The organism is Pelagimonas sp. (assembly GCF_058892305.1).
Map to the genome: position 1 here is coordinate 133728 of NZ_JBZXVN010000030.1, position 11997 is coordinate 145724.

The 11997-nt window shown below is 56.0% G+C and carries 14 protein-coding genes and 1 other RNA gene; 13 read left to right on the top strand and 2 right to left on the bottom strand.

What is annotated here, in order from left to right:
• Positions 1-171 precede the first annotated feature (171 nt).
• Entirely contained in the window at positions 172-480 is a 309-nt protein-coding gene (locus tag AC5EFR_RS12900; protein WP_493576207.1) for a hypothetical protein, read from the bottom strand.
• A 118-nt stretch (positions 481-598) separates the two neighbouring features.
• Between AC5EFR_RS12900 and AC5EFR_RS12905 the strand changes: the two genes are divergently transcribed.
• The 12 genes from AC5EFR_RS12905 (at position 599) to rnpB (ending at position 11029) form a co-directional block, all read left to right on the top strand.
• Positions 599-1267 (top strand): DNA-3-methyladenine glycosylase I, encoded by a 669-nt coding sequence (locus tag AC5EFR_RS12905; RefSeq protein WP_493576208.1) that lies wholly within the window; start codon positions 599-601, stop codon positions 1265-1267.
• A 122-nt stretch (positions 1268-1389) separates the two neighbouring features.
• On the top strand, positions 1390-2124 hold the full coding sequence (locus AC5EFR_RS12910) for an alpha/beta hydrolase (protein ID WP_493576209.1): 735 nt from the start codon (positions 1390-1392) through the stop codon (positions 2122-2124).
• A gap of 118 nt (positions 2125-2242) precedes the next feature.
• Entirely contained in the window at positions 2243-3211 is a 969-nt protein-coding gene (locus AC5EFR_RS12915) for an alpha/beta hydrolase (protein ID WP_493576210.1), read from the top strand.
• Entirely contained in the window at positions 3211-3639 is a 429-nt protein-coding gene (locus AC5EFR_RS12920; RefSeq protein WP_493576211.1) for a VOC family protein, read from the top strand. The genes AC5EFR_RS12915 and AC5EFR_RS12920 overlap by 1 nt, the downstream gene beginning before the upstream one ends.
• Before the next feature lie 37 nt (positions 3640-3676).
• The gene (locus AC5EFR_RS12925) at positions 3677-4288 is read left to right on the top strand and encodes a hypothetical protein (RefSeq protein ID WP_493576254.1); all 612 of its coding nucleotides are present in this window, start codon (positions 3677-3679) and stop codon (positions 4286-4288) included.
• A 70-nt stretch (positions 4289-4358) separates the two neighbouring features.
• A complete protein-coding gene (locus AC5EFR_RS12930; protein WP_493576212.1) occupies positions 4359-5321 on the top strand; it encodes a nuclear transport factor 2 family protein in 963 nt (320 codons plus the stop codon).
• On the top strand, positions 5291-5917 hold the full coding sequence (locus AC5EFR_RS12935; protein ID WP_493576213.1) for a class I SAM-dependent methyltransferase: 627 nt from the start codon (positions 5291-5293) through the stop codon (positions 5915-5917). Before AC5EFR_RS12930 ends, AC5EFR_RS12935 begins: the two co-directional genes overlap by 31 nt.
• 222 nt (positions 5918-6139) lie before the next feature.
• Positions 6140-7255, top strand: a complete 1116-nt coding sequence (locus tag AC5EFR_RS12940) for a substrate-binding periplasmic protein (RefSeq protein WP_493576214.1) — start codon at positions 6140-6142, stop codon at positions 7253-7255.
• Positions 7256-7477: 222 nt separating this feature from the next.
• Positions 7478-8572, top strand: coding sequence for a LysM peptidoglycan-binding domain-containing protein (locus AC5EFR_RS12945; protein ID WP_493576215.1), 1095 nt, complete (start codon positions 7478-7480; stop codon positions 8570-8572).
• 4 nt (positions 8573-8576) lie between these two features.
• Positions 8577-9611 (top strand): LysM peptidoglycan-binding domain-containing protein, encoded by a 1035-nt coding sequence (locus tag AC5EFR_RS12950; RefSeq protein WP_493576216.1) that lies wholly within the window; start codon positions 8577-8579, stop codon positions 9609-9611.
• A gap of 159 nt (positions 9612-9770) precedes the next feature.
• Positions 9771-10481: an alpha/beta fold hydrolase gene (locus AC5EFR_RS12955; RefSeq protein ID WP_493576217.1), complete on the top strand. Its 711-nt coding sequence runs from the start codon at positions 9771-9773 to the stop codon at positions 10479-10481.
• A gap of 136 nt (positions 10482-10617) precedes the next feature.
• An RNA gene (gene rnpB / locus AC5EFR_RS12960) (RNase P RNA component class A) lies at positions 10618-11029 on the top strand.
• Here rnpB and AC5EFR_RS12965 read toward each other — a convergent pair.
• Positions 11030-11389 carry a hypothetical protein gene (locus AC5EFR_RS12965; protein WP_493576218.1) on the bottom strand — a complete coding sequence of 120 codons (360 nt, stop codon included), beginning with the start codon at positions 11387-11389 and terminating at the stop codon, positions 11030-11032. It abuts the RNA gene before it with no gap.
• Positions 11390-11582: 193 nt separating this feature from the next.
• On the opposite strand from AC5EFR_RS12965, the gene rpmG reads away from it, so the two are divergent.
• A complete protein-coding gene (gene rpmG / locus AC5EFR_RS12970; protein ID WP_008233681.1) occupies positions 11583-11750 on the top strand; it encodes a 50S ribosomal protein L33 in 168 nt (55 codons plus the stop codon).
• The last annotated feature ends 247 nt before the right edge of the window (positions 11751-11997 follow it).

Consider the following 11997-nt stretch of genomic DNA (forward strand, 5'->3'; position numbering starts at 1 on the left):
TGGCTCTCCTCGTCAGTTTGGCGCCCACGAAGCGCCCGGTTGCGGGTATATTGTTCGGCTGGGGTTTTGCGCCTGTGAGAACGGTGTGTCAAGCGGGGATGTTGTGGCCCTTGGCCCGAAGGGCTCCCACCCGCCCACCCCCGCCCTCCGGGCCAAGGGCGCGTTTGGTGTTCAGAGGTTTGTTTGTGACGAAATGAGCGCGAGAAAGTGATCGCAAATGTCGTGCAACACCGGGTCGGGTGTGTCGGGATCATTGGCAAAGAACCAGAATTCACCATAGGTTTCATGCACGCTAAAGGCATAGCCTTGATAGCTAAAATCAAACCAGGTTTCGATCATGTCCCCAAGGAAGTCGCCCCGCGTCGCAGTGTCGAGTTTTGACAGGCTGCGCCATAGCAACCGCGGCGGATAGTCAGCGGGCAAGCCAAGGAAATGGCGCGACCCATCATGCATGGTCAGATTGATCAACGGGTAGGGCATTTACAAGTGTGTATCACAGCAGATCGGGCGCGAATACTGTTGCCGCTTTCTGGCAGGATGGGCCTTTCCCAACGCGTCAAGCTCTGCAATTCTGGGGCTATTCGAGAAAGGGATCATAATGCGCACATTCGAACAAATCCTCGACATTGCCGCGGACCGCAAAGGGGGACGTGAGGCTGTCTTGGATGGGATTTCCAGTCCGAAATCGTCGGATGAGCTGGCCGCTATTTCCGATGATCGTTGGTTGTCGGCCATGGCGCGGGGGATTTTTCAGGCTGGGATTAGTTGGAAAGTCGTCGAAAACAAATGGCCCGATATTGAGGACGCCTTTCATGGGTTTGATGTCGCGCGGATCGCCTTTATGCCCGAGGATTGGTTTTACGAACTGATCGAAGACAAACGCATTGTCCGCAGCCCGCCCAAAGTGCGCGCCATTCAAGAAAACGCCGCGCTTATCCAAGATGTTGCCAAGGAGCATGGATCATTCGGGCGCAAAATCGGCGACTGGCCGGTGGATGATTTTCAAGGTCTTCTTGATTGGTTGCAAAAGGATGGGTCGCGTTTGGGCGGCGGCACCGGGTCGTATTTGCTGCGCTCGATGGGCAAGGAAAGCTATATCTTGTCCAAGGATGTGGTTGCGCGTCTGATCGCCGAAGGGGTGATCGACAAGGCACCCACGTCCAAAAAGGCCAAAGCCGCCGTGCAAGACGCGTTCAATATTTGGAAATCGCAATCTGGTCGGAGCTTGACCGAAATCAGCCGGGTGTTGGCGCAAAGCATCGGTTAGCGCCAACATGAAACTTTGTATCCGTTAATCTTGTGTTGGTGGCTTGTCTCTAAATACAACTAGAATTCTGTTGGGTATTTGTTCATTGCCGGTATGCTTGTCCAAGAATAACGGAGAATTTGATGGCTGAGGTTTCTTATCTCGATGGGCCGCGCGGTAAACTGGCCTATGCCTACACCGAGGGTGATGGCCCCTGTATCGTTTTCCTGCCCGGATATCGGTCAGACATGGATGGCAGCAAAGCTGTTCATCTTGAACAATGGGCGGCTTCGACGGGGCGGTCTTTTCTGCGGTTGGATTATTCGGGTCACGGCAAATCTGGTGGTGTGTTCGAAGACGGGTGTATTGGTGACTGGGCGGCGGATGCGGCCTTGGTTATCAAAGAGGTTGTGACTGGCCCGCTGATCTTGGTTGGTTCATCCATGGGTGGTTGGATCGCCTGTATTTTGGCCAAACGCCTGTCTCAAACGGTTGGCTTCGTTGGTATTGCTGCTGCACCGGATTTCACCGAAGAAGAATTTTGGGCCGGATTCAACGCAATAGAACGCCGCCAAGTCATGGAGGAAGGGCATCTTGAAATGCCCTCACTCTATGAAGACCCGTATTGGGTTACCAAAAAGCTTATCGAAGATGGGCGCGACCATTTGGTTTTGCGCACGCCACTGAACATGCCGTGGCCGGTCCGGTTGCTCCAAGGGACCGAAGATGAAGCGGTTGCGCGGGATACGGCGTTGAAATTGCTTGATCATATCGAAAGCGACGACTTGCGCCTGACATTGGTCAAAGGCGCAGATCACCGGTTTTCATCTCCGGCCTGTCTTGCATTGATTGAGCGCATCCTGTCGGAAATCGCCTAAACAATTGCCCAAATTGCGCTGGCTGACGTGGCGATTTTGTTGGCAGGCCGAAGTTCTATCCGCATGATTGCTGTGCCGCCTAGGTTTTTTGTGGGCGACGCGATCGGGGGGGGGAGCTGTGAAATTGTTGATTTGGGCATTGGCAGGAATTTTAGGGGCGGGCTGTCTGCTCTGGTTCTTTGGGCCGCGCGAACCCGTTGTGACACAGGTCGAGTTTGAAGAAGGCCAGTTGTCCGGAGGCATCGACGCATGGCTTGCGGCGCAAGAAGCCCGTTTTGACGACATCACCGATGGCACCGCCAAACAGGTGATATGGGCCAGAGAGCCAGAGACTAAAACCGATTGGTCAGTGGTGTACTTGCACGGGTTTTCAGCCACATCCGAAGAAATCCGACCGCTCCCCGATAGGGTTGCAGAGCAATTGAACGCCAATCTGGTTTTCACACGCCTTCAAGGGCATGGCCGTTCCGGAGAGGCCCTCGCCGAAGCCACGGTTGAAGGTTGGATGCGGGATGTGGCCGAAGCGCTGGCCATCGGTCGGGCCACGGGAAACAAAACCCTGGTACTTGGCACATCGACTGGGGCGACCCTTGCGGCCTTGGCCCTTCACGAGGACATGGCCAAAGAGGTCCGCGCGGTGGTGATGATCTCGCCAAATTTCCGGGTACGGGCTGCGGGAGCGCAGGTTCTAACTTGGCCCGGTGCCCGGTGGTGGTTGCCAAAACTGGCCGGGGCCGAACGGAGTTTCCCGCCATCCAACGACGATCACGCGAAATTTTGGACCAACACCTACCCAACCACGGCGCTTTTGCCGATGGCCGCCTCAGTCCAAGCCGCGCAAGCAGTGCCACATGAACAGGTCGCGCAACCGGCGCTTTTTGTCTTTGACGATCTGGATCAGGTCATTGATCATGCGGCCACGCGCGACGTGGCTGCGCGCTGGGGCGGGCCGACAATGATTCATTCGGTGGATGTTGGGCCCGGCGATGACCCCGGCCGTCATGTGATTGCGGGGCGGGTTTTGTCGCCTAACCAGACCTCCCCACTGACCGAGGTTATTGTGAAATGGGTTAAGGATTTGAAGTGATGGAACAACGTGTTAGCCTAATCACCCTGGGGGTGTCCGACCTTGGCGCAACGTCTAAGTTTTACGAAACTCTCGGCTGGCAACGGGTGCAGACGCCTGACAATATCGTTGTTTATGATCTTTTGGGGCAAGTGATCGGCCTATACCCTTTGGCGGCTTTGGCCGAGGATATCGGCATTGATCCGACGGCGCTGGGCAAGGGGGCGATGACACTAGGCCAGAACCTGCGTAGCAAAGACGAGGTCGATGCCTTGATGGAGTTGGTGGAACCGTCTGGCGGCAAAGTATTGAAACAGCCGCAAGAGGTGTTTTGGGGTGGTTATCACGGCTATTTCTCCGACCCCGAGGGCCATATCTGGGAGATCGCCTTTAACCCGTTTTCTCCGTTGCGCGATGGTGATGGGGCGTTTCGCTGGGGCGGGTATTGATGCGTTTTGGCGTGATCTGATGCGGCAACCTAAATCCATGTGGAGCCTTGAGACGTTGGGGCGTGAGCCCCTTTCGCGCCATTTCTGGATGCGGGAATTTTTGATGTCTGAGATCGGAAATTTTCACGAAATCAGTAATATACCAGATAATCCTGATCTTGCACTGGCGCGGGGGCGTGCCTTTGCCACCACTTTGCTAGACCCTCTTGAGGAAACATTTGGCCGTATTTTTGTGCGCTCTGGGTATCGCTCTGCTCGTCTCAATGCCTATGGCAACGCCCACAAACTCAACTGCGCGCGCAATGATTACCCGCTGGAATGCCATATCTGGGACCTGCCACAAACCGAGGTCGCCGGAGCGTCGATTGTCATTCCGTGGTTTGCCGAGAGATACGATCAAGGGCGCGATTGGCGCGATTTGGCCTGGTGGATGCATGACCATCTCGCGTACTCCGAAATCTGGTTTTTCCCAAAACTGTGTGCCTTTAACTTAACGTGGCGACCAACGCCTCAGCGCCGGATCGACAGTTACATTGCGCCACGCGGTTGCTTGTTGCGGTCCGGGGCCGAGCCTGTTGAAACCTTGCAACAGCGGCAGGCAAGATATCGCGATTTTCCACCCTTTCGCGGAATTTCTTACCCAAGTTAGCCAATCTAAACGCGGCATTAACCTTGATTGGTCAGCAAGGAAGGAAGGTTAACTGCGAAGGCGTGCCCCGATGAAGGGTTTTGATCAAAAATTTAGGGACTTTCCCGACTACATCCTGACAAGTACCCGCGAAATCTGGGAAAAGCGCGGGTTGATGTCGAAGATGCAGGAATATTACCACCCCGATGTGACCATTCGTACGCCGCGTGGTATCGGCTTTGGGGTTCAGGCTGTGGCGGATTTGGGCATGGAAAGTCTTGTCGCTTTTCCGGATCGCTCGATGCTCAGCGAAGATTTGGTGTGGTCCGGCAGCCCGCAAATCGGGTTGCTTGGCTCGCAACGGTTGTTGTCAACGGCGACCCATCGCGGCAGCGGATCGTATGGCCCGGCAAGCGGGCGCGCCATCCGGTTTCGTGAAATTGCTGACCGCTATGCCAAGGCAAATCGCATTTGCGACGAATGGCGGGTGATGGATAGCGCTGCTGTTCTGGCGCAACTCAACCTTGATCCCAAAGAGTGGGCGCGGGATCAATTGCCGGGGTTAAGCCCGGAAACCCAACCATTTCGCCCGGAGATCGACGAGGTTGGACCGTATACGGGCGGTGGAAATTCGAACCAATGGGGCGAAGCATTCGCCACAATCCTTGATCAGATAATGCAGGGTGAACTCTCTGTTATTCCCGAACAATATGATCAAGCCTGTCAGATGAGCTATTCGGGCGGGCGCGAGGTGCACGGCTGGACCGAGGCCGATACGTTCTGGCTTGGGTTGCGCGCGGCCTTTCCATCGGCGCAATTTCAACTCCACCATAAAATTGGCATGGAAGAGACCTTGATGCCGCCGCGCGCCGCTGTACGCTGGTCTTTGACCGGGCGGCATGATGGTTGGGGGGCCTTTGGCAAGCCAACCGGAGCCGAGGTGCATGTGATGGGGATTAGCCATGCGGAATTTGGCCCTTGGGGCTTGCGCCGGGAATGGACATTGATCGATGAGGCGGCGGTTTGGATTCAGATTGTGAGCAAGACCGGCTAGCAAAGCTGGCTGGTGAGACCCAAGAGATCTATGATCGTCAGGCCGTGTCTTATGACCAGCAGCGCAACAAATCCTTGTTTGAACGCAATTGGTTAGAGCGTGCTTTGCAAGATGTCCCGCCGGGCGGCCGTGTGCTTGATCTGGGCTGTGGGGCGGGGGAACCAATCGCGGCTTGGCTTGTTGCTCAGGGCTACCGCGTCACGGGGGCCGATTTTTCCACCAACATGCTGGCGCTGTTTGCAAGCCGCTTTCCCAAGGCGATGGCGGTTCGCAGCGATATGCGCGACCTTGATCTTGGGGCACAGTTTGACGCGATCATCGGGTGGGGCAGTTTCTTCCATTTGACGCGGGACGAACAGCGCCACGCTTTGCCGAAAATCGCGCGCCATCTCGCCCCAAGTGGGCGGCTGTTACTCACTGTTGGTCCGGGGGAGGGCGAGGCCCTCGGACAGGTGGGAACCGACGACGTTTTCCACGCCTCGCTGAGTGCCCAAGAATACGATGAGCTGCTTGATCAAGGCGGTGCCAAGGTCGAGGATTTTGTTCCCGAAGACCCGCACTGTCATGGATTCACCTTGCTGTTGGCCCGCGCCTAACCCTTATTTTCAAAGGTTTGAATGTGTCGCGTATCGTCGGGTGATTCTGTGGATAACTTCACCAACCCGCTGAAATCGCGTTATGTGACCACCCCAGAACCCTTTGAAACGGCTAGAGCAATCCACTAACTGTTGTGGCCCTGTTGACCGATACCACTAGATAGGCAACGCTAAGCCTGCCGGGATCTGGGGGAGATGGTCCTGTCGAGCAGGGAGAGGAATATGAAAAAGAGCGCGATTGCGCTGGCGGCGTCGCTATGGGCGGCCAGCATGGGGACGGCACAGGCGCAGGAAACCTGTGGTGGCGTCTACAAGGTCAAAGGCGGCGATTCACTGTCACTGATTGCTGATTATCTGTACAAGGATGTCAGTCAATGGACCGTGATTTACCGCAACAATATCGACAAAATCACCAGCCCAGATAGCATCCGGGTTGGCCACGAATATCGCATTCCTTGCATTGATGGGATGCCGCGTGGGCTCAAGGGCGGTAAACCCTTGCAGACTGCGGCTCTTGTGGCCCCAGCCGCGAGTTCGGCGACCTCGGCGGATAGTCTTCGGGATCGTCAGCGCGCTGCGCAACGCCGCCAAGAAGGAGTTGATCTCAAGCTGTTGGCGGGTGACGATTTTCGCCCCTTCACCAACCGTCTTCAGCTCAACTCGGGCCTGATCACGGATTTGGTCAACCGGGTGGTCGTGTCTTCTAACGCCTTTGGAAAGCACAAGTTTTACTGGGTGAATGACCGGTCTGTTCACCTTGATCCGATGTTGTCCGAAGGCATGGTTGATTTGGCGTTCCCATGGCGAAAACCCGATTGCGAAGCCGCTGCGAACACGCCGCTTTGCACCGATTACGTTTATTCGGACCCGATGTTTGAAATGCTGGTCGTCTTGTTCACCAAAAAGGGCGGCGGGGTAACTTATCGCTCCGAAACGGACCTCAAGGGGATGCGGGTTTGCTCACCTTTGGGGCACGAAGCGGCGACGCGACGCGGACAGGGCGCTGGGTTCCTGACACGGGCCGGGGCGCGGTTGCAATCGCCTCAAACCGCCGAAGATTGTTTCAATCGTCTGATTGAAGGCACAACCGATGCGGTCGCGATGAATGAATTCACCGGGCGGATCGTATCCAAGGATATGGGGGTATCTGATCAGGTCGAATTGCAGCTAAGCCGACCGCTGGCAATTGAGGGTTTGCATGCTGTTGCGCACAGGTCCAATCCGCGCGCTCAAGAGATCATCGCCAAGTTCAATGGCGGGCTGCGCGACATGCGCGATGGCGGCGAATACCTGAGCGTCATTGACAAGCATATGTCGAGCATTTGGGCCGGTCTTTAACCGGGTAGCTGCGGGGGCCGGGCGGCCCCTGCGTCCCCTCCCGATTCTGTGGATAACTGCTCCGAAAGTATTCTAGAAATCAGATGTAGCGATGAAAAAACGCGCGCGAATCGGGCTGAAACCCTTGATCCATATAGGTCTGGCTACAATCCCTAGGCAGGCCGTTGACCCTTCCCACAACATGGGCGACCATTCGTTAACGGGATTTTGGGGAATATACCTATGTTAAAACGTCTGAGTGCGCTCGCCGCCTCTGCTATTGTTGCGGGCACCATGTCGGCTTCGGCACAGGAAACATGCGGTGGTGAGTATACGGTGAAACGCGGTGACAGCCTGTCGTTGATTGCCGACAAACTCTACAAAAACGTCAGCGTCTGGACCACGATTCAGGGCAACAACAGCGACAAGATCGGGGCGAACCCCAATAACATCCGGGTTGGGATGAAACTGCGGATGCCATGTGTCAACGGCTTGCCCACGGGCCTTAAGGGCGGAACGGCGATTGAAACCATCAAAGCCGCCGCCGCAGCGCCCGTGGCTCCACTTGTGGTTGCGCCGGGGAATGCGGCAACACGCAAGAAAATCAACATCCTGACCGGTGATGACTTTGCTCCTTTCACCGACCGTGGCCTGCCCAAGGGCGGTATTTTGGCGGATGTGGTCGACGAGGCGATGAAAGCCGCCGATCCGGCCCAAGGATATGCGGTTCATTGGGTCAACGACTGGTCGTCCCATCACGAACCTCTCTTGTCCAACGCGCTTTTGGACATCGGGTTTCCGTGGTTCAAACCCGATTGTGAAGCCGATCCAGATACCTATCGCTGTGCCAATCTGCGGTTCTCGGACTCGATGTTCGAAGTGCTGATGCTGCTGTTTGTCAACGCGTCACAGCCGATTGCCTTCAATTCAGATGCGGATCTGGAAGGCAAAACTCTGTGCCGCCCCAAAGGCTATTCAACTTATATCTTTGATCAACATGGTCGGAATTGGTTGAAAAACAACCATATTACTTTGCACACCGGTGACAGCCCCGGCGATTGTTTTGAGCTGTTGGCCGAGGGCAAAGTTGATGGCGCGGTTCTCAACGAATTCAGCGGCCGCAAAAAAATCAAAGAACTGGGACTGCAAGACCGGATCGTTGTCGCAAAAGGGCAGCCGATCTCGGTGGATGGCAACCATATGGTTGTTCACAAGTCCCACCCGAACGGACCCGAACTCTTGGCAGAATTTGAGAAAGGCCTAGCCATGATCAAAGAAAATGGAACTTACCAACGTATCATCGACGAACACATGACCCGTATCTGGGCCGAGTTCTGATCCGATGCGGCGTCTTCTGACAAGTCTTGCTGCGCTGCTGCTGCCGATCGGGGCCGCAGCGCAGGATTGCCCGGCCGAAAGCTATACGGTCAAGCCGGGCGAAACCGTGTTCAGCATCGCGGAAAAGCGGTTTGGCGATCCTGAAAAGTGGACGCTGATCTATTACGCCAACCAAGAAATGCTGCAAACCAGCGTGTTTCAGATCAACCCCGGCGACGTCTTGACCATTCCTTGTGTGCCTGGACAGGCAAGCATCAAGGCCGAGGTGACGCCGTTTCACGTTCCCGAAGATGAGGCCGAGGTCAAGTTGTTGACCGGCACCGGGCGCCCGCCTTTTGCCGATCTGAACTGGCTTGGTCAGGGCATGACCACCGAATTGGTTCATGCGGTGATGGAAGAAACCCCAAATCCGGTAAAGTATTCGGTGACGTTTTCCGAAGACTGGTCGACACAGCTTTTCCCAAAACTGGACCAGAAGGAATTCGACATGGGGTTCCCGTGGTTTAAGCCGGATTGCGATAGTACGCCGGACGAACCGCGTTGTGCGAATTTCCATTTTTCCGATCCTGTGGTCGAAATTCTGGTGCTGCTTTGGGTGCGCAAGGGCAAGGAATTCAAGTGGGAAGAGGACAGCGACATTCACGGCAAAACCATCTGCCGTGCCGCCGGCCAATTTGTGCATGACCTCGACAGCCCGGACCGCCAATGGCTCACCAAGGACCTGATCAATCTGGAACGCCGCAACGAGTTCAAGGGCTGCTTTGAGGCGTTGATGGCGGGCGAAGTTGATGCGGTGTCTGCCAACGTCTTTAACGGGGCGCATATGGTCGACCAGATGGGCCTACGTGGTGAGATCGAGCCCCTGTCGCGCCCCTTGTCGGTGCAAACCATGCATATGATCATCTCGAAACGCCATTGGCGCGGCACCACGATGATGTATCGGTTTAATGCCGGGTTGGCCAAGTTGCGCCAGTCGGATCGCTACAATCAAGTGGTGAACAAGCACTTGAAGCATTTCTGGGACAAGCTCGACCAATAATCCGGTCGAAATTCACGCAAATGATTGAAACGAGGCGCAGAAATTCGCCTCGTTTTCTTTTGCTCTCTTCCCATCTCTGGCATCTCTGATACTGTGCCCCCAGAGGTATTCGAGCGCGTGACGGGCTGGGCCCTGTTCACCAAAAGGACAAGACAAGCGATGCGTGAACCGGTGGTGTTTTTGCCCGCAATGATGTGTGATGCGCGGCTTTATGGCCCGTTGATCGCTGATTTGTCCCGCGACCATGCGGTGATGAGCGCACCGGTCACTCATGGTGAACGGATTGAGGAAATCGCCTCGGGTCTTTTGGATGTTTTGCCCAAACGCTTTGCCCTTGCCGGGCTTGGCATGGGAGGGATTGTGGCGCTTGAGGTGATCCGACGTGCGCCGGACCGTGTGTCACGCCTGTGTTTGATGGACACCACCCCGCTTGCCGACACACCGCAACAGGCCGCCGCACGCGACCCTCAGATCATTCGGGTGCGCACCGGCAAGCTTGACGATGTGATGGCCGAAGAGCTTAAGCAATCGGACCTTGCTCCGGGGCCGCACCGGGCCGAGATATTGGCGCTGGTGGCGGATATGGCCCAAGGATTGGGGCCAGAGTGTTACGTACGCCAGTCGCGCGCCATGCAACGTCGTCGCGACCAACAGACCACCCTGCGCAAAATCGCTGTACCGACACTGGTGATGTGTGGGTCTCAGGACTCGATTTGGCCGGTTAAACGCCATACATTTATGGCAGAGCTTATCCCCGGTGCTCAGCTAAGTGTGATCGAAAACGCCGGACATTTGCCACCGCTGGAACAACCAGATGCCGTTGGGTCGGCCCTGCGCGAATGGTTGGCGCAACCGTTGGTCTTGCGCTGAAAGTTAAGAAAAGCTTGCTGAGTTGACAGCTGTCAACTTGGTCATCTTCTCTTAATGTTTCCGCCCTCAAAATCCTTGTTGATGACCGTTGTCGGGGGATTGACGCCGCTTGGACCTGCCCGTAAGCGGGGCGGGCGCGGAAGGCTGGACGGCCGCACCCCAATGGCTTTGTCAAAAGGGTGAGGAAAGTCCGGACTCTACAAAGCATCGGTGCCGGGTAACGCCCGGGCAGGGTAACCTGACGGAGAGCGCCACAGAAAACAAACCGCCTTGGTTTCGGCCAGGGTAAGGGTGAAACGGTGGGGTAAGAGCCCACCGGGGGGCTGGTAACATCCCCCGCATGGCAAGCCCCACCACGGAGCAATGCCAAATAGGAACCTCGCGTTCGTCTGATCCGCTTGCGGATATCGGGACAGGGCAGCTTTGGCCTGAGAGGTTCGGGTTGGCAGCACGAGCCATGTGGCAACACATGGCCCAGATGAATGGTCGTCGATCCCAAGGGGCAACCCAAGGGGGGACAGAATCCGGCTTATAGGCCTTCCGCGCATTTACGGCTCAGGGGTATAGACAAACCCTTGGCCATCGCCCTTGTTACGGGTGATGCGAAAATCCGTGCCGTCATGTTCCCAAAGCTGGCAATCGGCCTTGGTCGAATAGCTTTTCAACACACGGCAAAAATAGCCGCCCTGCCATTCCCACGTTCCGGTTATTGTCTTGCCTTTGAACACAACGGTCATGGTGCCGCCGTCATGCACCGTTGCGGTGGTGTCGCCAAGATATAGGGTATGACCAAGCGCCAGAGCGCGAAACTCTGCTTCTGAGTCGATGCGGTCGAACCCGTCGGCCAGGGCCGGGGCGCTGGCAATGGCCGCCGTAACAAGACAAGCTGCGAAGAGCGTTTTGGACATGGGTTTTCTCACTTTTTCAGCTGGGCTGAGGCTAATCCCGAGCAATATTGGCTGCAATGCGGTGCAATGACCGATTTACCTGAGATTCCGTCGGAAAACTGTCATAGAGCGGTTGACTCGGGGGCCGGGGCCAGTAAAAGGCAGGTTCCAGATTTTCACGTGGGCAATCGCCCAGCGTTGCAGGAGACGACCCATGGCGAAGCCTACCACAATCAAGATCCGCCTGAACTCGACCGCAGGCACCGGCCACTTCTACGTGACCAAAAAGAACGCCCGTACGATGACCGAGAAAATGGTTATCAAAAAGTACGACCCGGTTGTGCGCAAGCATGTTGAATACAAAGAAGGCAAAATCAAGTAAGCCTTTTTTCGGTTCAACCGAGACTGCAAGCCGCGCAAGGGAAACCTTGGCGCGGTTTTTGCGTTGTCGTCTTTGCGTTGTCGTCTTTGGGTTTGCGCAGAGGGAAGCGGACTGAGGACTGAGGGCTGGGCGCGGTCTTTCTCAAGGGGCTTGCGAGCTGGCGATGTGCTTTCCCTCCTCAATATGAGGCGCGGTGTAGGCCCGCTAGTTTGTCGCCAACGAAGACGCTTGCTGGGCGCAAATTCCG

What these genes read in the sequence shown, in the direction of transcription:
- rpmG (WP_008233681.1), top strand. Translation starts at nt 11,583, where the DNA reads ATGGCGAAGCCTACCACAATCAAGATCCGCCTGAACTCGACCGCAGGC.
- AC5EFR_RS12905 (WP_493576208.1), top strand. Translation starts at nt 599, where the DNA reads ATGCGCACATTCGAACAAATCCTCGACATTGCCGCGGACCGCAAAGGG.
- AC5EFR_RS12950 (WP_493576216.1), top strand. Translation starts at nt 8,577, where the DNA reads ATGCGGCGTCTTCTGACAAGTCTTGCTGCGCTGCTGCTGCCGATCGGG.
- AC5EFR_RS12965 (WP_493576218.1), bottom strand. Translation starts at nt 11,389, where the DNA reads ATGTCCAAAACGCTCTTCGCAGCTTGTCTTGTTACGGCGGCCATTGCC.
- AC5EFR_RS12910 (WP_493576209.1), top strand. Translation starts at nt 1,390, where the DNA reads ATGGCTGAGGTTTCTTATCTCGATGGGCCGCGCGGTAAACTGGCCTAT.
- AC5EFR_RS12945 (WP_493576215.1), top strand. Translation starts at nt 7,478, where the DNA reads ATGTTAAAACGTCTGAGTGCGCTCGCCGCCTCTGCTATTGTTGCGGGC.
- AC5EFR_RS12925 (WP_493576254.1), top strand. Translation starts at nt 3,677, where the DNA reads ATGTGGAGCCTTGAGACGTTGGGGCGTGAGCCCCTTTCGCGCCATTTC.
- AC5EFR_RS12900 (WP_493576207.1), bottom strand. Translation starts at nt 480, where the DNA reads ATGCCCTACCCGTTGATCAATCTGACCATGCATGATGGGTCGCGCCAT.
- AC5EFR_RS12940 (WP_493576214.1), top strand. Translation starts at nt 6,140, where the DNA reads ATGAAAAAGAGCGCGATTGCGCTGGCGGCGTCGCTATGGGCGGCCAGC.
- AC5EFR_RS12955 (WP_493576217.1), top strand. Translation starts at nt 9,771, where the DNA reads ATGCGTGAACCGGTGGTGTTTTTGCCCGCAATGATGTGTGATGCGCGG.
- AC5EFR_RS12920 (WP_493576211.1), top strand. Translation starts at nt 3,211, where the DNA reads ATGGAACAACGTGTTAGCCTAATCACCCTGGGGGTGTCCGACCTTGGC.
- AC5EFR_RS12930 (WP_493576212.1), top strand. Translation starts at nt 4,359, where the DNA reads ATGAAGGGTTTTGATCAAAAATTTAGGGACTTTCCCGACTACATCCTG.